The organism is Paraburkholderia metrosideri (assembly GCF_904848625.1).
Classification (GTDB): Bacteria; Pseudomonadota; Gammaproteobacteria; order Burkholderiales; family Burkholderiaceae; genus Paraburkholderia; species Paraburkholderia metrosideri.
The window spans coordinates 90,763-110,134 of record NZ_CAJHCP010000010.1 but is presented as its reverse complement, the minus strand read 5'-3'; the positions used below and the strand labels follow the sequence as shown (position 1 = coordinate 110,134).

Genomic DNA, 19,372 nt, shown 5'->3' with positions numbered 1-19,372 from the left:
AATGCGGCGAGCGGTTGCGTTCAGATTACGAAGTCCAGTGCGATACCCCGCTGACACGTTGGCATGTGCTTTGCTTTTGCCCTACTCGCGTCTTGCTGAAGCGCGCAGGTCAAAGGTGTTGCGCGCGAGACGTCGTCCCTCCGGGAAACGGGGCCAACCCTGCATAAAAACGAAAAATGCTGAACACGAAACCACACACTGTCACGCGCGAAGTCGATGGCGAGGTCGTCACGCTTGTCTTCTATCCTGACACCGGCTGTTTGCGTTTTGCCAATGCCCGCGGCGTTTGCCATGAATTGCGGCCGCCGCATTCGTGGCTGGCGATGTCGGCCACCGCGCGCGGCGTGTGCCGTGGGACGCAAGCGACGACCGACGGCTTGAGCGTGCTATTGACTGACTTTTGCGCACAGCGCCCGCGCTGGCTGAGCGCTCCGGAACGTGTATCGGTTTATGAGCCTGCTGATGAACCCACCCGTGGCGCCACGCGCGAGGTCAACCGGGGAGTCCTGCATCAGGCCGCTGACGACTTCGCCGGTCTGCGAGTGCACGCCATAGCGTAGTGGCCGTGCCTGATAAGCCGCTGGATGCGGCATTTGGCAAGTCCCATAACGCAATACGCGTAATGTGTCGGCCGACACAATCCGATGGACGGACTGCGGTTATATTCAGATTATCCGGCGACGTTCGTTCTACACGGCGGGCAGTTTTTTTGTGAATTAAGTGAGGTGAGCCATGGAGATGATCGAGCTTGAGCCTAGCGTTTCGGCAGATGGACGCGCGGTGATTTTCCAGCTTTCTGCGCGCGGACGGGATCTCGAATGCGCGGTGACGCGCGAGGCATTGGAACAGCACTTCTGGCTGCAACGCGGCGCCGCCGAGGCACGCATCCTCAAGGCGTTCGCGGATGGGCGCAAGCGCATCACCGCAGTCGCTGAAAGAAAAATGCTGGCGCGGCCCGGCGAAAAAGTTTTGCTGACAATCAGCGATTTCGCTGCGCGTGGTTAATGTTGCGGGTTCGCGTGTGTGGCATTGAGCGAGCGACGGTCGTCGTACCGTCGCTCGCATGACTGTTGCCGTGTTTTCTAGTGGCGGTCCGTTATTGCGGGCCGCTGCTATTCAAGCCAATGCTTGTTCACCAGATCGCGCGTGTGCTGTAAGCGTGTCCAAGTCGGCACCCAGCCGCGAGGTCAGATCGCCGAGCAAGGCTGGCAGATCCGCCAGATCCTTTACCGCGCCGAAGATGTAGTAATCGGGCCGCACGATAATCGCCTTCACGCCGTGTTCATCGAAGAAGCGCTGGTACTTGCCGCTTGCGTCCAGCAGGATGTGGCCCGCCACCGCTTTGGCCGCATCTGTTGTCATGCCGGTTGCGCGGCCGCCAATCCGCTCCAGCGCATTCTGCGAAGCGGCGTCGAGATAATGAGCCGGATCGGCGTCGAGTGTGATGACGTGAAAGCCATTCGGCATCGCATCGTCGAAACGCGACGTGGCGTCGCCGGTTCGGATCTGGCCATGTACGCTCAGCAGTCCCGCTGGTGTATCGCATGAAAACGGCTGGTGCGTGCAGATGAGTCCTCCGCTCAGGCCAGGGAAGGGCGGCAGCGGCGGCACGTCGCCAGCGAGGTAGGCGGCGTCGCGGCGAGCGGCCTGCACAGGATCGGAAATGCATACGACCTGACCCATCGCAATCGACGCCTCGATCACCGCGCGCACCTGCGGACGACGCTCCGGCGTGTAGCTTTCGAGCAGACCCGGTGACGTAATCCCCCGCAGAATCAGGTCGAAACGCCATGCGAGATTCCACGCATCGCGCAGACCCGAACACATGCCCTGGCCCATGAACGGCGGCATCTGGTGAGCGGCGTCGCCGGCCAGCACGATCCGGCCGCTATGCCAGTTCTTCGCGAGCAGCGAGCGGAACGTGTAGACCGCGTGACGGACCAGCGTAGCGTCGGCGGGCGTGACCCACGGCGACAATAGCTCCCACACTTTCTCCGGCTTTTGCAGATCGTCGAGCGACTCATGCGGCAAGCGCATGAATTCCCAACGCCGCAAGCCTGGACCACCGGGCACCATTGTCGTGGGGCGTGCCGGATTGCACCATTGGCCGATGTCCGGCACATCGAGCTTCACGCCTTCGTTCGGCTTCAGATCGATCACGAGCCAGTCTTCCTGGAACCCGAGGTCGTCAACGGCAATGCCCGCCGATTTGCGCACGAAACTATTCGCGCCGTCCGCGCCGACCACGTAACGGGCTCGCACGGTTTGCGTATTGCCGGTTGGCGTCCACGTGCCGTCCACCATCGTGCCTTCGCGCAAGCTCACTTCGCAGTAGTCGGTATGTTGATGCACGGCGGTCGCTTCCCAGCCCTGTTGCACCGACACGGTCGGCAACGACTTCGCCTTGCTGTCGAACAGCGCTTCGAGTGACGGTTGATTGAACAGATAGCCGACCGGGCCATCGCTGATCGATTCCGCCGACCAGTCGATCTCGACCAGCGTCTTCCATTCTGCGTTGAACCATTGATAAGTGGCCGACGGTTGCGAGATTTTCTCGACGTCCTGGCCGAGCCCCATCGCGTGAAAGACGCGGCGGATCTCGTGATCGTGAAACACGGCGCGCGGCAGCGGATAGAGCGCGGGCCACCGGTCGAACGCCGCAACGCGGTACCCGCGTTCGCCGAGAAGAATCGACAGCGATTGTCCCACGGGACCATAGCCTACGATGACGACATCAAGTAGTTTCTGTTCAGCCATTTGAGTTCACCTGCGAGGAAACGAGTTGTGCCCTGGCGCCAGTGCGTCCGGCTGCCATTCGATAAAAACAACGAAGAGGAAAGAGGGGGTTCAGCCCTCGTGCGTCAGCTCAGCGGCGGGGCCGATGCTTCGTAGTTGTGGATGAAGTCGGCCGGCACTTCAGGACCCCACAGATAAAGCGAGTCTTCTGGTGGAAAGTCGCCCGCAGGCCATACATGTCCCGCTGAAACGAAATCGATGTCCGCCGAGTACTCGCAAAACGAGCCCCACGGATCCTGCACATAATGAAAGTAGTTTGAGCCAAGCACGTGCCTTCCAGTGCCCCAGCCTTTGCTGAAGCCGGCGGCGTGCATCTGCGATGCGCCCTCGCCAACCATGTTGACGTTCTCGACATCCCATGCCGAGTGATGCCAGCCGCGTGCGTTGCTTTTCGCAAACGCGACGAGATGGTGATCGCTGCCGTGCGGCGCATGCGTGAACGCGATGATGTCGATCGATTTGTCCGAAAGCCGGAGACCCAATGCGCGCGAGTAAAAATCGAGTGCGCCGAGTACATCGGGGGTGAATAGCAGGACGTGCGTCAGGCGGCGCGGTTTAACCTGCTTCGACGCGGATCGCGTGTGTGAGCCGCGTGCGTCCGCAGCGCTGCCGGTTATCACGCTCGGCGTCTTTTCTGACGGACTGGTCTTTGGGCCGCTTTTTACCTGAACCAGATTGCCATCCGGGTCGTGAAACCAGAAGCCCGCTGTATCATGCAGAGGATCACTGATGATCGATGCGCCGTTAGCCTGAACCTGTGACTTGAGCGCGGGGAGGTCGTCTGCGAAACAGTTAAAGCTTAGATACGCGAGCGATTTTTTGTCGGCCGGCAAGATGCGCCCCCAACGATGTCCGTCCGCTGCGCGAAGTTCGAGTTCGCGTGCATCGCCGGTGCCGCGTGCGGCGACATCGAGGCCGAAGGCGCTGAAGAAGCGCCCGGCTTCGTCGACGGAAGGAACGTTGAGCGCGAAGTGGTCGATTGAATGAACACTCGCAGCGGGGCGAACGGCTGCTGAATGGGACATGTCTGCCTCCACGAATAGGAAACGATGCGCCGGCTCTTGGGCCGGCTTTGCTTCAATGCGCCGGGTGCGCCGTTCAGCCTTTAACTTCGTCGACGATCACGTTGGTCAGTGTGCCGATCTTTTCCACCGTGATTTCGCAGACGTCGCCCGCTTTCATCAACAGCTTCGGCGTGCGCGCCCAACCAATGCCCGACGGCGTGCCGGAGACGATCACGTCGCCCGCTTCCAGGGTGATCGCTTCGCTGATGATGCTGATGAGCGTCGGTACGTCGAACACCATCTCGTCCGTGCTCGCCGATTGCACGACTTCGCCGTTCAACCGCGTTTCAAGGCGCAAGCCCTTCACGCCAGGCGGAAGTTCGTCGGCGGTGACGAGGTCGGGGCCGAACGCGCCCGTGCCGTCGAAGTTCTTGCCGACGGTCCATTGCGGCGTCTTGAACTGATACTCGCGCACTGAGCCGTCATTGAAGACCGAGTAACCGGCCACGTGCGACAGCGCATCGTCCTTCGTGATATGACGGCCGCCCTTGCCGAGCACGACGGCGATCTCGCCCTCGTAGTCCAGCCCTTCGGAGTCGCTGACTGCCGGACGGACCATCGGCTGTTCGTGCGCGATGAGGCTCGTGTGGACGCGGAAAAACAGCGTCGGGTAATCCGGTTGCTCGTATTTGCTTTCCGACGTGTGGTCCGCGAAATTCAGCCCGACGCAGATGATCTTCGGTGGGCGTTGCAGCGGCGGCAGCAGCTTCAATCCGTTGGCCGCGACCTTCTCGTCGCTCGCGTGATCCTTCGCATAAGCGCACAGATCGACGCCACGTGTGAGCAGCGATTCGAGCGTTTCTTCGCCCAGCACGCGCACCTGTTCACCGTCGCGGATACCGAGCACCGCCTTTCCATTCTTTTCAAAACTGACGAACCGCATTGCTGCCTCCTGATGTTTCCCGCGACCTTCCGGGCCTTCGAGCTCTAATTGACACATTTGTCATTTCGTATTCTAGTGATAATGACGAAATCGTCAACATGAATAAGCCCAGGACAAACCCGCAGGCACCAGCGTGTAAAATCCTTGTCAATCAAGGGATATCGAACATGCAAGAGCAAGAGCCAGTTGAAAATCATCGGACGCGGGTGGGGGCGTTGCGTCGTGAGAAGACTCGCAATCGCCTGATCGAGAGCGCGCTGGGCGTGTTCGCCGAGAAGGGGCCGGATGCGCCGATGATCGACGACTTCATCGCGGCGGCAGGGGTCGCGCGGGGCACCTTTTACAACTACTTCCGCACGACAGCCGAACTGCTGTCCGCCGTCGCTGGCGACAGCAGCGACGAGGTGCTGGCTGTGATCGATCCGATCGTGCGCGCCATCGACGACCCGGCGCAGCGCGTCGCCGTCGGTTCGAGGCTGTATATGCAGATGGCGTTTCGCTATCCGCTGTGGGGCGCGTTCATTACGCGCGTCGGTACGAAGCGCGGCTCACGCGGACGTCTGCTCGACGAATATCTGACTCGCGATCTGAAACTCGCCATCGACGCCGGCCGTTTTCATGTCGCCGACGTCGTGGTCGCGCGCGATATTGCGCTCGGCTCCATTCGCTACGGCATTGAAACGCTGTTGTCCGAAGAGGCGCCGCCCGATTACACCGAGCAGTCGATGTACGCGCTACTCCAGGCTTTCGGTATCGCCGCGCAGGAAGCACGCGAACTCGCGTATGCGCCTATCGCCGACTGTCCCGAACCACGCGGCGTCATTTTCGAGCGCATCGGCCGCGGCATTGAAGTGGCCGGCCACGCGCTGCCACAGTAATCGTTCGCACTTCATCAAGTCACGCACGCGATTCTCGTCTGACGAAATCGCGCTGTTACACCCATTCGTCAAATTAACCCGCCAAACTCCCTCGCTTCGCCCAATTGCATTTGAGACCTCGCGCATAAACTGTTTTCCATGGCGCGACAAATCACCGAGCTCCATCGACGCGGTCTTCCCCCGCGTTGTTTTGAACCGTACCGTTGATGGCAGTTTGCCGCGGGTATTGAACGCGGCAGGGCAGTAACGCAGTAGGAAGTAGAAGCAATGCAAATAACGCGCAATCCATGTAATAGGCGCGAAATCAGAAGGGGTTTGCAGCCAGGGGTAGTTGAAGGCGAGGGACCGGGCTGTTACGTGAAGTACAGCAGTGAGAAGTAGCTCTGGTAATGACGTTTTATGCAGTAGGGGTCGCAGTAAAAGTAGTAGCCGTAGCATTTTTAGAGCAGCAGTATGAGTCGTTCAGGTAATAGCTGTTCCAGTAGTTCAGTGAGTAAGAGTCATTGCATTCGTGGTTTCAAGTTGCAACAGCTTTGTTTGGTTTTGGTGGTCATAGGTCGGCAAGCATCCACGCGCGAGTACGACTGTTCCATCCTGTCAGACCCTGTTCCCTCACGGGAACAGGGTTTTTTTTCGCCGAAATACATTGGATGGCTTGTATTTGGCGCAACCGCGCCGATATACAGACACTGAGCCTCGCGGATCGACAGTCATTGTCCGGTCGCGAATCGCAACATGCCGGGCGCGAAACGGGAACAAGGCAACGTTCGATTGCTCACGCCGGTATTAAAAGTTGCTTGCCACGGCGGCTTCACGGACTCACATTAGAGGCCAGAGCCGTCGCGCATTGGCGGCGTTTGTCATCGGAAACCACCGGCAGCTACCGGAGTCTGCATGACGATGCTGAGAGTTAGAGAAGGAGTCTGAAGCCTATGTCCAGTAAATCGCGAGTCCGCAAGCACCATCAGCCGGCCATGTCCCCGCTGTTGCGGGCATTGACTTACAGCAGCACGTCGCACGAACCCGTCACCTCGGCCATGCTGATGCAGTGCTATAGCGCACTCGACGCGTTCCGGCACGGCCACGGTTCGCGCACTTTGCACACCACGTTGAGCCGGCATTTACTGGTGTCGCAGGAATTGGCGAGACTCGGGCTGGGTGAAGACTATCTTGCCGACATTCAAAGCGCACATGCGGCGATGGTTCGACTCGACGCGCGTGAACATGATGGCGGCCTCTGGGCCCTGGAAGAAAGCGACTATGTCCATCTTTGCACGGGGTTGGCGATTCTCGACGGCCAGTTGTCCATGGCATCGTTGAGCGAAATCGCGAGCGCCGAAGCGAAAATGATCGAAGGTTTGATGCGGTCCGCGAAAGTGCAGGCGATTGCCGAAGCGGTGGTCTGAGTCGCGGAGGTGTGTGCGCTACGTCAGTTGCATTGGTGATGCCGTTTCAAACGCACTATTGATAAACGCCCCACATGTGGGGCGTTTATCGTTTTCGGATCCAGCCACCGTCGTAGCCGATCAACCCGTCAATCGTTGTACTGCGTCATGTCGTAGTACGCGACGCCGTTCTGCCCGCCACCCAACTGCACGACTCGCGAGCCACCTGACGTCAGCGCCGGGAACGGGCAATTCGTACAGCTTTGCACGCCCTGGGAATTGACGCCCGCACTCACCGTGGCCTGATACTGCCCGGTCGTGGTGTTGTTCGGCTGCCCAACGAAGAAGCCGTTGACCTGCGACGTCGAGCCGCCGGTTGCGACAGCAGACGCCTGAATCTGCAACGACGTCACTGGATACGCGATGTCCGCGCCGTTCACGAGGCTCGACCACGTGAGGCTCATCGCGTACTGCGTGCCGGCCAATGAACCGGTCGGCGTCAGAAATGCGGTGGCGATATCCGACAGCAGCGTCGGCCATTCGACCGTGCTGCCCGCTACCGCATTCAGCGGACTGCCCGGGTTGATGATCGACGACTGGCCCAGTTGTGCGCCGTTCCTGTCGTAGAAGGTCACGGTGTAGCTCGAATAGAGCGGTACCGTGCTTGCGTCGACGGCTTGCGGTGCGTAGGAGCCGCTCGTCGTCGGTGCGGCGAAACTTGCCGTCGTCGACAACGATTCCCATGACCAGCGATACAACTCGGTATTGCTCGTGGTCGTAGCCGGCGACACCGGCGCTGCGCTCAACGTGGCGTCCGACAGTCCCAGCGTGCTGCTGCCCAGCGCGATGCGCGGCATCAGCCAAACCGGCGCCGCCAGACCGGGACCCGTCACCGAAGCCGAATAGACTGTCGGATTCAATGCCGTCGGAATCGAAATTGCCAGGCCGGATTCGTAGCGGTTCACGTCGCTCAACTTCGTATCGAGGAACGTGCGGCGCTGGATCTGCGAGCTGATCGCCACCGCGAATTGCGACTGGTTGCCGATCAGGTCCCAGGTCAGTTGCGTGCCGCTTGCGAGCGTGACCGGCGTCGCGAGGGGTTGCGCGATGCTGTAGAGCACGCCGGTGGTGCCGCTCGCGAGCGTGAACGGCAATTGCACGAGCGCAAGCTGCTTGCCGTTGCTCGTGAAGAACGCCAGCGTTTTCGGCGAGCCGAAAACGGCGCCGGTGAAGGCCGTGTCCGTCGAAGCGTGGCCAATGGCGAGATCGGCCGAACCGTTTTCGAGGAACGTGGAGTCGATGGCCGGCGAGCACGCCGTACTGAGCGCGCCGTTCGCGGCGCAGGCAGTCAGCAGCGAAGCAAGCGGCTCCAGGTAATTGGCGGCCACGCTCGGCGCTGCGAGTGTCACCGACGAGCTGGTCTTGCTGTTCAATGCGATGGTGGTACCCGGCGCCGCGTTCGACACCAGCATCGAGCCGCCGTTAGCTGCCCTGACAACCGATACCGTGTCGATCACCGCATCCGCGCCCGTGTGATTCGGCGTGAACGCCGTGCCGATCGGATCGAAACCCGCCGACGCGATGCCGTTCTGCGTGAAAATTTTCGCAAGAATGGTATCGAGCGTGATGGTCGCGATCTGCACGGACGGCAAGGTCACCGCCGCGAGCGTGGCGGTGGTGGCCAGGTCGGCAGGATTGCCCGACGCGGTCAGCATTGCAGCGAGCGCGGTGGTCAACGTCGTGACGTTGGCGGTGGCCGTTGCCTTGCTGGGCAACTGGGCCAGCACCGTCGACAGCGGCGCCGCGATGCCGCGTGCATCGGTGGCGACGATCAGGAATGGCGCGCTCATGCCCTTCACCGACATCGTGTAGGCCCCGTTGGTGTCGGTCGTGGTGGTGGCCTGGGTGCCGGTCGAATCGGTCAGCGTGACGGTCGCGCCAACCAGCGGGCCGCCCGTCGCCACCGTGCCGCTGACCGAGGTCGTCGTGACAGTCGACGAACCCGACGATGTCGAGCCGGAACTGTCGCCGCTACAACCGCTGAGCTGCAAAAAGGCAAAAGCCACGGCGGCTGCGATGCCGGTGCGCACTGACGATCGATGCATGAATTTCCCCGATACTCGGATTATTTGAATCGCGTGTTGGATGACGTGTTGAATGACATTAATACCGGCAGATTTTGCCGAAAAAGCTGCCCGGCTATACCGCGCTGCGCGGTCGGTCGGAAAGCGGATTATCTCGTGACTAAACGATAAAGCGGCATGGTCGCGGCGGGCTTTAGCGAGTTCGGAGAATACTTGAAAGCGGCGTTATTGTGTCGGACAGCCAATGTAAATATGCAGTGTCATTGAGCATAACGAGTCTCCGTAAGAAACACGTTGAAGCGGCGCGTGAGGTTTGCCGGAGCCAGCAACGCTTGCTAGACTGGCTTTCGCCCAGTCGCCGTCAGCGTGCTGTTGCGGGCCGGCTCCCGCCGGACGTTCGCTTTAACGGCGCGATTAATCGGAGACGCCATGTCTTACATGCTGCTCATCGTCGAGCCGACCCATCAACGGTTTGAACGCGGCGAGGCCAAAGGCCGCGAACTCTACGACCAGATGGTTCGTTTTTCCGCCGATCTGAAAGAGCGCGGCAAACTGCTCGCGGTCGAATCGCTCACTTCCCAGAATGACGCCGTGCGGGTGCAGGTTCGCGACGGCCAGCCCAAATTGCTCGACGGACCTTTCGCCGAAGCGAAGGAAATGATCGGCGGCTTTTTTCTGCTTACGTGCGAAACCCGTGAGGAAGCCGTTGAGATCGCGCAGGCGTGTCCGGCGGCTGCGTGGTGCACGGTCGAAGTCCGCAAGCTCGGGCCGTGTTTCTTGTAGACGCATGCATGGAGATTGAGCGGCTATCGATTGGTCAGGGTTTTCCCGCGTCTATCGGTCCCTATGTCGATCCGGTCGCGCACCGCTCGTCGTGTGAATAGGAAGCCGGCCAACGGGCGCGGCGTTTCCTTCACAACGACAAGGAGAGGTGGCGATGCGATTCATGATCCTCGTAAAAGCGACGGCCGCCAGTGAGGCCGGCGAGATGCCCGAAGTGTCGCTGATCGCCGCCATGGGCGAGTACCACCAGGAACTGGCGAAGGCGGGCGTGTTGCTCGACGCAACCGGTTTGCAGCCGAGTTCGAAAGGCTGGCGCATTCACTACAGCGGCGGCAAGCGCACTGTGGTCGACGGTCCGTTTGCGGAGACTCGCGAACTGCTCGCCGGTTACACGCTGATCCAGGTGCGCTCGCGTGAGGAAGCGATGGAATGGGCGCGGCGCTTCCCCGCGCCATTCGGCGAGCACGCCGATGGGGAAATCGAAGTGCGTCAGCTATTCGAACTCGACGACTTCGAGTCCGGCCCGGAGATCGAGCGGTTCCGTGACCTTGAAGCGTCCCGGCGCTGAGCGCGTTGGCAGGCGACCGAGGCGACCAGGGCGGCGTGTTGCGTTGTACGTCGACCGTCCGGCGCACTAACCGATCAATGGGCTCCATCATGCACAACCAGATTTACGTCAATCTCGCCGTCGACAACCTCGAGCGTTCGAAGACATTTTTTAGCGCGCTCGGCTTCAGCTTCGACGCACAGTTCACCAATGAACAGGCGGCCTGTCTGATCCTCGGCGACAACATCTACGCGATGTTGCTGGTCAAGGATCTGTTCAAGTCCTTCACCCGTAAGTCACTGTGCAATCCGCAGGAAAGCACCGAGGCGCTGGTCGGGCTGTCGTGCGAAAGCCGGGGAGAGGTGGATGCGCTGGTCGCGAAGGCGCTCGCTGCCGGCGGTTCGGTGCCGCGCGCGCCGCAGGACTTCGGCTTCATGTACGGGCACGGCTTCGAGGATGTCGACGGCCATATCTGGGAGTTGATCCATATGGATCAGAGTGCGCGGGCAGCGGCTCAGACGGCAGGCTAACGCAGTGACCATACCGGCCACTCATCGTGCCATCGAGGCAGTCTGGCGGATCGAATCCGCCAAGGTCATCGCCCACGTTGCGCGGATCGTGCGCGATGTCGGGCTGGCTGAGGAACTGGCGCAGGACGCGCTGGTGGCCGCGCTCGAACATTGGCCCGACGCGGGCGTGCCTGACAACCCGGGGGCCTGGCTGATGACGACGGCGAAGAACCGCGCGCTCGACCGCTTGCGCCAGGAAGCGCTGCATGCGCGCAAACGCGAAGAACTCGGTCACGACCTCGACGCACAGGAAGCGCATCTCGTGCCCGATTTCGTCGATGCACTCGACGCCGCGCATGCCGACGACATCGGCGACGATCTGTTGCGGCTGGTGTTCACCGCGTGCCATCCGGTTTTATCGACCGATGCGCGGGTCGCGCTCACGCTGCGCCTGCTGGGCGGCCTTACCACCGACGAAATCGCCCGTGCGTTTCTCGTACCCGAGCCGACCATCGCGCAAAGAATCGTGCGGGCCAAGCGCACGTTGTCGGCGGCGAAAGTGCCGTTTGACGTACCGCAGGCGGATGCGCGGGCGCCGCGCGTTGCGTCGGTATTGCAGGTGATCTATCTGATCTTCAACGAAGGCTATTCGGCGACCGCCGGCGACGACTGGATGCGTCCCGCGCTCTGCGAGGAAGCGTTGCGGCTGGGGCGCGTACTCAGCGGTCTCGTGCCGGACGAAAGCGAGGTGCATGGCCTCGTCGCGTTGATGGAAATTCAGTCGTCGCGCATGCATGCGCGCACGGACGCACAGGGTCGTCCGGTGCTGTTGCTCGACCAGGATCGCAGCCGATGGGATCCGTTGCTGATTCGCCGGGGCCTGGCCGCGCTCGGCAACGCGTACACGCTCGGCGGCGCGAGCGGTCCCTATGCGTTGCAGGCCGCGCTGGCCGCGTGTCACGCACGCGCGCGTCGCGCTGAGGATACCGACTGGGCGCAGATCGTTGCGTTATATGACGCGCTGTCGCAAGTCGCGCCGTCGCCGGTGGTCGAGTTGAATCGCGCGGTGGCGGTGGGAATGGCGTTCGGACCGGCAGCGGGTCTTGAGATCGTCGACGCGCTGGCCGCCGATCCCGCACTCGCCAACTACCACTGGTTGCCAAGCGTGCGTGGCGACTTGCTGGTCAAGCTCGGTCGTGTGGACGAAGCGCGCGGCGAGTTCGAGCGCGCCGCTTCGATGACGCGTAATGCGCGCGAACGCGAGTTGCTGCTCGAACGCGTACGCGAGCTCAAGCATTGAGCCGTCAAAGCGTGCTGCGTTGACTAGCGGATCAGTTGACGCACGCCCAACGCGACGATCAAGCCGCCGCATATACGATCGACCCACGCCTTGCTGCGCCGGTACGCCGATGCGATCCGCGAATGCGACAACGTGAGCGCGACGAATCCGTACCAGCTACCCGCCGTCACGCACACCATGCCGAGCATCGCGGCAAACGTGCCGACGCTCACGTGCGCGGGTGCGGCCGACGAAAACACGGCGGCAAAAAACGCCATCGACTTCGGATTCGCGATGTTGGTCGCAAAGCCCTGCGCGAACGACTGACGGAAGCCGCCTGCGGGCGCGTTGACGCTCGTTACCGGCTTGCCTGCCGACGCGTTGACGATCAAGCGTCCGCCGAACCAGATCAGATACGCGGCGCCCGCCACCTTCACCGCGAGCGCCAGCCACGGAAACGCGGCGAACACGATGCCCACGCCGAGAATCGCGCAACTTGCCCAGAACAGATTGACCAGCACGATGCCGGCGACCACGGCGAGTGCTTCGACTCGGGTGGCGGACGCAGCCTTGTGCGCGACTGCGACGAAGTTGGGGCCGGGAATCACCACACCGGCTATGTACACGGAGAAAACGCCGAGAACGGCAGAACCATCGATCACAGGACACTCCTTATGTCGGACCCGCCACGGTGCGGTGCATTTGGCCACTGCGCGTGCGGGTCAATGTCAGCGTCAGCGTCAGCGTCAGCGGGGAAATTCTAAATGCCGAAAAACGCCACGGCGGCAGTGGCCACGCCCGCTGCCGCGACCCCGAACGACAGATTGCGCATCCAGTTCTTGCGGGTCAGCAAGGTGATCGCGCACAGCGCAATCGCGACCTGGATCAGCAAGGTCGCTTGCGCCCAGCGATGGTGGCCGTGCAGCAGCGCTTCGCTTTGGGCGTCGCTGGCCAGCACCTCTTTCTCGATCGCTTCGGCCTTCGCGCGGATCGGCGCTTTCTGCTGCGTGTATTTGTCGACGTCGGCGAGGAATTTGGCGTGAGCCTCGCTATTGTTCGCCGACAACGCCGCGCCGAGTTCCGCGAGGTTTTCCTTCTCGCCTTTGGCCTGATAGTAGTTCCACTGGTTCGACGCTTCGGTCTTCTTGATCGCAGCTTCGTTCTTGTAGAACAGCGCCAGATTTTCGGCGTTGCCGCTCTGGTAGGCACACAACGCACCGATCGTCGCGAGGATCGCCGTCATCACGGCCATGCGGCTCGCAAACGGGTCCGCGTCGTGGTGGCCGGCGTGTTCCACGGCATGGTCGTGCAGACCGTGCACTTCGTATTCTTCAGACATCCGATTCTCCGAGGCAATGCTTTTCTTGTCGCCGGGGTGCGCGCACGCAATGTGTCGCGCGCGCGAGTCCGGCGGGGCTCAATCTTAGCGTGTGAGCACCGTGGATGGAAAAGCTGCGGGTTGGAGAACGGATTGTCATGGTGGTTCAATGGGACGACGCTTTGCGTCGCCTTCAATGAATCCCCGCCGCGAGCCAGGTTCGTACCAGCGGAATCACATGTTCCCCCGCCAGCATGCCGAGCAAACCGACCAGCGCGACGGTGGGCGGCGCGGGCGATTTCACTTCCATCACGCTATAAATCAACCCGACCACCACGCCGGCGGCCAGAGAGACCAGATACGCTTTCATGTTCGGTGTATCCCTTTCAGACGACGGGCGATGACGCGTCACGCCCGCCGTTCGCGTTGGCAATTACATCCGGATGACGACGCGGCCGCGCGTGCCGGCCGCCACGGCCTGATACGCGTCGCGGGCTCGTTCGAGCGGAAATTCCTCTGCGATGGCGGGCCCGGTCAGCTTGCCGCTCTCGAAACCTTCGACCAGCGCCGTCATCAAGGGCGCCGATTCCGCGACACCGAGTTTCGCGCTGTCCACGCCGAGCAATTGGGTCTCGTTGTGATAGAAGTCGATCAGGTCGAACTCGACCCGGCGCTTGCCCGTCCCGCTGATTTCCAACACCCGGCCACGGCGTTTGACGAGACTCAGCGCGGTTTCGAATGCCACGCCGCCGACGGTGTCGTACACCACGTCCGCACCGTCGCCGCCGGTCAAAGCACGCAGGCGGTTGGTCACGTGTTCGTCGAACGGCACGTAATCGTCGATCAGACGGCCTGCTGGCGTAGCACGGTCAAGTGGATGACGGTCGACAGCAATCACGCGCGCACCACGCGCTTTCGCGATCTGCACGACCGCGCCGCCGACGCCGCCGCCCGCGCCGATCACCGCGATCGTCTCGCCTGCTTGCAGATGCGCGTACTCGACGGTGCCGAGCCACGCAACCACGAAGTTCACGCCAATCGCGGATGCGGCGGCGTGGCTCAGCGTGCCGGGTTTGCGCGACAGCGCCGCGAGCGGAATCTTGATGAACTCGGCATGGGTGCCGTCGCGCGTGAAGCCGATGTCGCCGCCGGTGCCCCACACTTCGGCGCCGAGCCATGCTTGCGGGCCGTCTACCACGACGCCGCTGAAGTCGCGGCCCGGTATGCGCGGCAAGGTCGTGTGTTCGAAGTGTCCGGAGACGTTTTTGACGTCGCTCGGATTGACCGACGCCGCCATGACGCGCACGACGGCGTTATCCGCGTCGGCGTGTGGAGTCGGCAGGTCGACGTAGTCGAGCACGTCGGGGCTGCCGGGAGACTTGAACTGAATCGCTTTCATCGTGCGTCGCTCCTGAGAGATCGGTAGATGCCGGGCCGCACAAGTGCGGTGGATTGAGCGTAAGTCTAGATGACAGAGAAAAAGGAATTAAGACAAAGGCTTTCGAATATCGGACAAACCAGACTATTCGGCCAGGCGGGCCGGCGCCCCCTCGCTCAGCGTACCGCCCGGATCGAAGCCGGTCGGCGGCGCGCCCAGTTCACGCCGGAACATGTCGCTGAAACTGCTCGGCTGGAAACCGAGCGAACGCGCGATGCTGCTCACCGACCGTCCTTCGGCCAGTCCTGAAACGGCCACTGCCAGTTGCACCTGACGTCGCCATTCCGCGAAGCCGACGCCCAGTTCGCGTGTAAAAAGCCGCGCCAGCGTCCGCACACTCGCGCCAACGGACGCCGCGTGTTGCTCGAAGCTGATCGCAATCGACGGGTTTGCGATCACCGCGCGGCACAACGCTTCGAGCCGCCGGTCCGATGCATCTGGCAGCGCGATGCGCAGGGACGAGCGCGGCGCGTGAGTTAGCTCCAGCATTGCAAGACGATACGCGGTGTCGAGATAGTTCTGATCGCGAGCGTGCGCGCTCTCGTGTTCCGCAATCGATGTAATCAGTTCGCGCAGCAGGCCATTGATCTCGAACACATCGCAGCGCCGGCTCAGGTGGCCGACAGTACGCTCGTGGAAATAGATATTGCGCATCTCCACGTCGCTCATCATGTGGATGGAATGAAGCGTGCCCGCGGGCAGCCAGACCGCGCGCTGCGGCGGCACCACCAGCGCTTCGCGGCCGACCTCGACCCACATTACCCCCGACACCGCGTAAAGCACTTGTGCCCAGGTATGCGAATGAGGATCGATGCGCAGCCCGCGCGGATAATGCCGCGCTAGCGAGCGGGCATCGGCGGCGTCATCGAGTTCGGGAGGGCGGGCTTTGGGCACGGCGGGTCGGGACGCGCTTCGCGTGGTGTCAGAAGTCGCGGACCCAGGCGGTCCGTGAACGAAGCATAGCGCGACCCGTGGAAGTGCTGCGACTCCCGCGCGCCGCAGCAACCGGCCGTTTCAGGTTCGATGTCCCATCACCATCAGCAGCAACGACAACGTGACGACCGAGCCGATCGTCGACAGCAGGATCACCCGCGACGTGATCTGCGCTTCACGCCGGTAGAACTCCGCGAGCATGAACGGACCGGTGCCGGTCGGCAGCGCGGCCAGCACGACCGCCATCTCGACCATGGTGGACGGAAGCCCGAACACGCGCGCCGCGAGCCACCACGTCAGCGCCGGCTGGACGACCAGCTTGACGCCGGTCAGCAGCAGCGAGATGCCGCCCGTACCTGGCTCGACCGGCCGTTTTTCCGCGAGAAACAGGCCGAGGCTCACCAGCGCGCACGGACTTGCCGCGCCCATCAGCAGCTTGAGAAACGTTTCCGCGCTCGATGGCAACGCGACATGCAGACTGGCAAACAGGACGCCCGCAATCGGCGACACGATCAGCGGATTGCGCGCGAGCGAGCCCAGCACTTTCAGGCCGAGCTTGTGCGGCGTGCGCTCGGTTTGCAAGCCGACTTCGATCAGCACGATCGCCAACGCGAACAGCACGCACGCAACGAGGATCGTTGCGATCGTGGTCGGCGTCAGGCTGGCCGGGCCGAACGCGATCAGGCCGAGCGGAAAGCCGATATAACCGGTGTTCGGGTACGACGCGGCGATTGCGTCGACGCTGGCGTCGGCGAGATGACGGCCGCTGAGCAGACGCGTCGCGAGGATCAGCACGAACACCACGACGCAGGCAAGCGAAAACGCCGCGACGAACGCTGGCTGATACAGCTGCTGCCAGGTGGCGTGCGCCATCGTGTCGAACAGTAGCGCCGGCAGCGCCAGCCAGACCACGAATCGATTCAGTTCCGACGCGGAGTTCGGTCCGAGCACGCCGCTGCGGCGGCACGCAAAACCAGCCAGAATCAGGCCGAAGACGGGAAGCAGAATCTCGAGGGTGGCTAACATCGGTGCAGGAAATAGGAGCGGATAGACGACGCCGCCAGCGTAGTGGCTTACGTTGATACAATCAAATACTGTTTAAAGGCTCCGACGATACCTTTTTTGCATCGTCGTTCTGAGGACGATTTCGTGATCGATATCAAGCCGCTGCGTTACTTCGTGACACTCGCCGAGACGCGCCATTTTGGCCGCGCGGCGGCGCGTCTGAATCTGTCGCAGCCGCCGTTGAGCCGGCAACTCGCCGCGCTGGAGTCGAGCCTCGGCGTCACGCTGATCGAGCGCAGTCCGCGTAGTGTGACGTTGACCGCGGCCGGCGAGCGCTTTTATGCCGACGCAAAGGCGATTCTCGCGTCGGTGGAACAGGCGGTCAGCAACGCGCAGGCCGCCGCACACGGCGATGCGGGCAAGCTCGCGATCGGCTTCACGATGTGTTCCGCGTACAACGTCGTGCCCGGCTATGCACGCGCGTTCGGCGCCGCGTATCCCGAGGTCGCGCTAAATCTGCGCGAGGTCGTATCGAACGATCTGGCCGCCCAATTGCTGGCCGGTCAGATCGACGCGGCCATCATGTTCCCGAACGTGCCTGACCGGAGTCTCGCCACCCGCACCATCGTGACCGAGCCATTGTGTGTAGCGTTGTCGCGCAACCATCCGCGAGCGCGTGCGCGCCGGTTGAAGATCAGCCAGCTGGCGGGCGAGCCGTTTGTGCTGGCTTCGGAAGAGGTCGCGCCAATTTTGCGCGCGACGATCCTCGAACATTGCCGCTCGGGAGGCTTCGAGCCGGACATCCGCTTCGAAGTGCAATTGCAGCAAACTGTGCTGAGTCTCGTCGATGAAGGTGTGGGCGTCGCGCTGGTGCCGTCGTCGATGCGCAAGGCGCAACTCGCGGGCGTTGTGTTCCGGCCACTCGTCGATGCACCGTTGATCGAGCAGGTGCTGGCGTGGTCGCCGGCGAATCGCAATCCCTGTCTGGCGCGGTTTCTCGAGTTGGCTTGACGGGCCAGGTCTTATCGCGTGGCGAGCGGGGTATCGGCAGTCGAGGCGGCTGCGTCATCCGGTGGATAACGTAGTGCGTCGCGCCTGATCTGCCGGCGGCACCAGAAGGTCCACAGCATCAACCCGCCGTAGACCACGTAACTCACCAGTTGAGAGGCAAGCGCCGAGCGCGGATCGCTCGGCCAGCGCCAGACTATCGCACTGCGCAGAAGGTTCTCGCCCAGCATGCCGACGCCCCAGACAATCGTCATCAAGCGGATATAGGCGGCTAGCGTGGGCCGCTTGCGCCAGCGTTGCTCGAAGAGTTCGGCGCTGCGAGGATCTTCGCGCGCCATCGTCGAGCGGGCGAGATAGAACACCAGCGGCCGGGGCAGCGCGAGCGACACCAGAAACGATGCGCCAATCATGCCTGACACCATCGGGTCTTCAACCGACTTCAGCCGAACGTCACCGCCCGCGGCGAGCGCAACCAGCGATAGTGCGATACCGATCAGCACGAGTGCGCTGAGTGCATCGAAATGACGATAACGCACGAGGTCCCAGCCCATCCACGCGATGGGTGGAAATGCCGATGCGATCAGGCCGCCTTGCAGGCCCCAATGCGGAAGCGCAAGCCGGTAGGCGAGCCATGGTAAGGCGACGTTGATGAGTAATGCGCTGAGGTAGCGCAGGCGGGGTTTCATCGGCGGGTGTCGGTGAAATGGTGGGCGTGGCGGTGCAAATGGACCGCGCAAACGCGTGCTGGCAGTGTAGGGCGAAGTCTGACGGCTTGCCATGGGTTCGCGCGACGCGCAAAGCATCACCGTCGCCAATATTCTGCCGACGAACCCGATCCGCAGTAAATCTGCGATCATCGAACCCACGCCGTTCTGAGCCATTTCGCTAACCACTCGCCCGTCAGCAATGTCCGCCCAGCCCGCCATCGCCACGACCCTCACCACCCGCCGCCTGACCTTGCGCCCCCACACGCGCGACGACTTCCTCGACAGCTATGCGATGTGGTCCGATCCGGAAGTGATTCGCTACATTGGCGGCAAGCCGTTCACGCGGGAAGAGGTGTGGGCGCGTCTGCTGCGCTACGCAGGACATTGGGCGATGCTCGGCTTCGGTTACTGGGTGGTGCGCGAAACGCAGAGCGGGCGGTTTCTCGGCGAAGTCGGTTTCGCCGACTACCATCGCGAGATCGAGCCGTCGCTGCAGGGCACCCCGGAGGTGGGGTGGGCGCTGGACCCGTCCGTGCATGGACGCGGTTATGCAACCGAAGCCGTGCGTGCCGCGCTCGATTGGGCTGACATGGCCTGGCCAGATGGCGAAACAGCTTGCATCATCGCGCCGGAGAATGCGCCGTCGCTGCGCGTGGCGCACAAGTGCGGTTATCGCGAGCAGCTTCACACCACCTACAAAGGCAAACCGACTATCTTGCTGCGGCGCATCGCCCACGCGAAGTGACCCTGCGCGG

At 62.3% G+C, this 19,372-nt stretch carries 21 protein-coding genes; 10 read left to right on the top strand and 11 right to left on the bottom strand.

All coding sequences use genetic code 11. From position 1 onward, the window contains the following. The first annotated feature begins 176 nt into the window (after window positions 1-176). Both LMG28727_RS22810 and LMG28727_RS22805 read left to right on the top strand, forming a co-directional pair. Window positions 177-560 (top strand): hypothetical protein, encoded by a 384-nt coding sequence (locus LMG28727_RS22810; RefSeq protein WP_201644583.1) that lies wholly within the window; start codon window positions 177-179, stop codon window positions 558-560. 172 nt (window positions 561-732) lie between these two features. Continuing rightward, on the top strand, window positions 733-1,005 hold the full coding sequence (locus tag LMG28727_RS22805; RefSeq protein ID WP_201644582.1) for a DUF1488 family protein: 273 nt from the start codon (window positions 733-735) through the stop codon (window positions 1,003-1,005). Between the two features lie 111 nt (window positions 1,006-1,116). Here LMG28727_RS22805 and mhpA read toward each other — a convergent pair whose 3' ends face one another. From mhpA to LMG28727_RS22790, 3 genes are all read right to left on the bottom strand, one after another. After that, a complete protein-coding gene (mhpA, locus tag LMG28727_RS22800; RefSeq protein WP_201644581.1) occupies window positions 1,117-2,757 on the bottom strand; it encodes a bifunctional 3-(3-hydroxy-phenyl)propionate/3-hydroxycinnamic acid hydroxylase MhpA in 1,641 nt (546 codons plus the stop codon). Window positions 2,758-2,861: 104 nt separating this feature from the next. Beyond that, window positions 2,862-3,821 carry a VOC family protein gene (locus LMG28727_RS22795; RefSeq protein WP_201644580.1) on the bottom strand — a complete coding sequence of 320 codons (960 nt, stop codon included), beginning with the start codon at window positions 3,819-3,821 and terminating at the stop codon, window positions 2,862-2,864. A 73-nt stretch (window positions 3,822-3,894) separates the two neighbouring features. Beyond that, a complete protein-coding gene (locus tag LMG28727_RS22790; protein WP_201644579.1) occupies window positions 3,895-4,743 on the bottom strand; it encodes a fumarylacetoacetate hydrolase family protein in 849 nt (282 codons plus the stop codon). Between the two features lie 167 nt (window positions 4,744-4,910). Between LMG28727_RS22790 and LMG28727_RS22785 the strand changes: the two genes are divergently transcribed. After that, window positions 4,911-5,621, top strand: coding sequence for a TetR/AcrR family transcriptional regulator (locus tag LMG28727_RS22785; RefSeq protein ID WP_201644578.1), 711 nt, complete (start codon window positions 4,911-4,913; stop codon window positions 5,619-5,621). Between the two features lie 932 nt (window positions 5,622-6,553). Then, window positions 6,554-7,027 carry a hypothetical protein gene (locus LMG28727_RS22780; RefSeq protein WP_201644577.1) on the top strand — a complete coding sequence of 158 codons (474 nt, stop codon included), beginning with the start codon at window positions 6,554-6,556 and terminating at the stop codon, window positions 7,025-7,027. Window positions 7,028-7,155: 128 nt separating this feature from the next. Here LMG28727_RS22780 and LMG28727_RS22775 read toward each other — a convergent pair whose 3' ends face one another. Further along, window positions 7,156-9,111, bottom strand: coding sequence for a hypothetical protein (locus LMG28727_RS22775; RefSeq protein ID WP_201644576.1), 1,956 nt, complete (start codon window positions 9,109-9,111; stop codon window positions 7,156-7,158). A gap of 408 nt (window positions 9,112-9,519) precedes the next feature. Between LMG28727_RS22775 and LMG28727_RS22770 the strand changes: the two genes are divergently transcribed. From LMG28727_RS22770 to LMG28727_RS22755, 4 genes are all read left to right on the top strand, one after another. After that, window positions 9,520-9,873 (top strand): YciI family protein, encoded by a 354-nt coding sequence (locus LMG28727_RS22770; protein ID WP_201644575.1) that lies wholly within the window; start codon window positions 9,520-9,522, stop codon window positions 9,871-9,873. A gap of 154 nt (window positions 9,874-10,027) precedes the next feature. Continuing rightward, window positions 10,028-10,441, top strand: a complete 414-nt coding sequence (locus tag LMG28727_RS22765; RefSeq protein WP_201644574.1) for a YciI family protein — start codon at window positions 10,028-10,030, stop codon at window positions 10,439-10,441. Between the two features lie 89 nt (window positions 10,442-10,530). Beyond that, window positions 10,531-10,950 carry a VOC family protein gene (locus LMG28727_RS22760; RefSeq protein WP_201644573.1) on the top strand — a complete coding sequence of 140 codons (420 nt, stop codon included), beginning with the start codon at window positions 10,531-10,533 and terminating at the stop codon, window positions 10,948-10,950. 4 nt (window positions 10,951-10,954) lie between these two features. Further along, window positions 10,955-12,229, top strand: a complete 1,275-nt coding sequence (locus LMG28727_RS22755) for an RNA polymerase sigma factor (RefSeq protein WP_201644572.1) — start codon at window positions 10,955-10,957, stop codon at window positions 12,227-12,229. A 23-nt stretch (window positions 12,230-12,252) separates the two neighbouring features. On the opposite strand, the gene LMG28727_RS22750 is transcribed toward LMG28727_RS22755, so the two are convergent. From LMG28727_RS22750 to LMG28727_RS22725, 6 genes are all read right to left on the bottom strand, one after another. Next, window positions 12,253-12,870: a LysE family translocator gene (locus LMG28727_RS22750; protein WP_201644571.1), complete on the bottom strand. Its 618-nt coding sequence runs from the start codon at window positions 12,868-12,870 to the stop codon at window positions 12,253-12,255. Window positions 12,871-12,968: 98 nt separating this feature from the next. Then, window positions 12,969-13,547 carry a DUF4337 domain-containing protein gene (locus LMG28727_RS22745; protein ID WP_201644570.1) on the bottom strand — a complete coding sequence of 193 codons (579 nt, stop codon included), beginning with the start codon at window positions 13,545-13,547 and terminating at the stop codon, window positions 12,969-12,971. Between the two features lie 172 nt (window positions 13,548-13,719). Next, entirely contained in the window at window positions 13,720-13,896 is a 177-nt protein-coding gene (locus LMG28727_RS22740) for a DUF1427 family protein (RefSeq protein WP_201644569.1), read from the bottom strand. Window positions 13,897-13,959: 63 nt separating this feature from the next. Beyond that, on the bottom strand, window positions 13,960-14,925 hold the full coding sequence (locus LMG28727_RS22735) for a quinone oxidoreductase family protein (RefSeq protein WP_201644568.1): 966 nt from the start codon (window positions 14,923-14,925) through the stop codon (window positions 13,960-13,962). A gap of 123 nt (window positions 14,926-15,048) precedes the next feature. Next, a complete protein-coding gene (locus LMG28727_RS22730) occupies window positions 15,049-15,858 on the bottom strand; it encodes an AraC family transcriptional regulator (RefSeq protein WP_201644567.1) in 810 nt (269 codons plus the stop codon). Between the two features lie 120 nt (window positions 15,859-15,978). Continuing rightward, window positions 15,979-16,923, bottom strand: coding sequence for an AEC family transporter (locus LMG28727_RS22725; protein WP_201644566.1), 945 nt, complete (start codon window positions 16,921-16,923; stop codon window positions 15,979-15,981). A 123-nt stretch (window positions 16,924-17,046) separates the two neighbouring features. Between LMG28727_RS22725 and LMG28727_RS22720 the strand changes: the two genes are divergently transcribed. Next, complete coding sequence (locus tag LMG28727_RS22720) at window positions 17,047-17,913, top strand: LysR family transcriptional regulator (RefSeq protein ID WP_201644565.1); 867 nt, start codon at window positions 17,047-17,049, stop codon at window positions 17,911-17,913. Window positions 17,914-17,924: 11 nt separating this feature from the next. Here the strand turns inward: LMG28727_RS22720 and LMG28727_RS22715 are convergent, their stop codons facing one another. After that, entirely contained in the window at window positions 17,925-18,596 is a 672-nt protein-coding gene (locus LMG28727_RS22715) for a VC0807 family protein (protein ID WP_201644564.1), read from the bottom strand. A 220-nt stretch (window positions 18,597-18,816) separates the two neighbouring features. On the opposite strand from LMG28727_RS22715, the gene LMG28727_RS22710 reads away from it, so the two are divergent. Next, window positions 18,817-19,362, top strand: coding sequence for a GNAT family N-acetyltransferase (locus LMG28727_RS22710; RefSeq protein WP_201644563.1), 546 nt, complete (start codon window positions 18,817-18,819; stop codon window positions 19,360-19,362). Window positions 19,363-19,372: the final 10 nt, after the last annotated feature.

What these genes read in the sequence shown, in the direction of transcription:
- LMG28727_RS22775 (WP_201644576.1), bottom strand. Translation starts at nt 9,111, where the DNA reads ATGCATCGATCGTCAGTGCGCACCGGCATCGCAGCCGCCGTGGCTTTT.
- LMG28727_RS22765 (WP_201644574.1), top strand. Translation starts at nt 10,028, where the DNA reads ATGCGATTCATGATCCTCGTAAAAGCGACGGCCGCCAGTGAGGCCGGC.
- LMG28727_RS22745 (WP_201644570.1), bottom strand. Translation starts at nt 13,547, where the DNA reads ATGTCTGAAGAATACGAAGTGCACGGTCTGCACGACCATGCCGTGGAA.
- mhpA (WP_201644581.1), bottom strand. Translation starts at nt 2,757, where the DNA reads ATGGCTGAACAGAAACTACTTGATGTCGTCATCGTAGGCTATGGTCCC.
- LMG28727_RS22770 (WP_201644575.1), top strand. Translation starts at nt 9,520, where the DNA reads ATGTCTTACATGCTGCTCATCGTCGAGCCGACCCATCAACGGTTTGAA.
- LMG28727_RS22735 (WP_201644568.1), bottom strand. Translation starts at nt 14,925, where the DNA reads ATGAAAGCGATTCAGTTCAAGTCTCCCGGCAGCCCCGACGTGCTCGAC.
- LMG28727_RS22790 (WP_201644579.1), bottom strand. Translation starts at nt 4,743, where the DNA reads ATGCGGTTCGTCAGTTTTGAAAAGAATGGAAAGGCGGTGCTCGGTATC.
- LMG28727_RS22795 (WP_201644580.1), bottom strand. Translation starts at nt 3,821, where the DNA reads ATGTCCCATTCAGCAGCCGTTCGCCCCGCTGCGAGTGTTCATTCAATC.
- LMG28727_RS22780 (WP_201644577.1), top strand. Translation starts at nt 6,554, where the DNA reads ATGTCCAGTAAATCGCGAGTCCGCAAGCACCATCAGCCGGCCATGTCC.
- LMG28727_RS22785 (WP_201644578.1), top strand. Translation starts at nt 4,911, where the DNA reads ATGCAAGAGCAAGAGCCAGTTGAAAATCATCGGACGCGGGTGGGGGCG.
- LMG28727_RS22710 (WP_201644563.1), top strand. Translation starts at nt 18,817, where the DNA reads ATGTCCGCCCAGCCCGCCATCGCCACGACCCTCACCACCCGCCGCCTG.
- LMG28727_RS22760 (WP_201644573.1), top strand. Translation starts at nt 10,531, where the DNA reads ATGCACAACCAGATTTACGTCAATCTCGCCGTCGACAACCTCGAGCGT.
- LMG28727_RS22725 (WP_201644566.1), bottom strand. Translation starts at nt 16,923, where the DNA reads ATGTTAGCCACCCTCGAGATTCTGCTTCCCGTCTTCGGCCTGATTCTG.
- LMG28727_RS22740 (WP_201644569.1), bottom strand. Translation starts at nt 13,896, where the DNA reads ATGAAAGCGTATCTGGTCTCTCTGGCCGCCGGCGTGGTGGTCGGGTTG.
- LMG28727_RS22805 (WP_201644582.1), top strand. Translation starts at nt 733, where the DNA reads ATGGAGATGATCGAGCTTGAGCCTAGCGTTTCGGCAGATGGACGCGCG.
- LMG28727_RS22715 (WP_201644564.1), bottom strand. Translation starts at nt 18,596, where the DNA reads ATGAAACCCCGCCTGCGCTACCTCAGCGCATTACTCATCAACGTCGCC.
- LMG28727_RS22810 (WP_201644583.1), top strand. Translation starts at nt 177, where the DNA reads ATGCTGAACACGAAACCACACACTGTCACGCGCGAAGTCGATGGCGAG.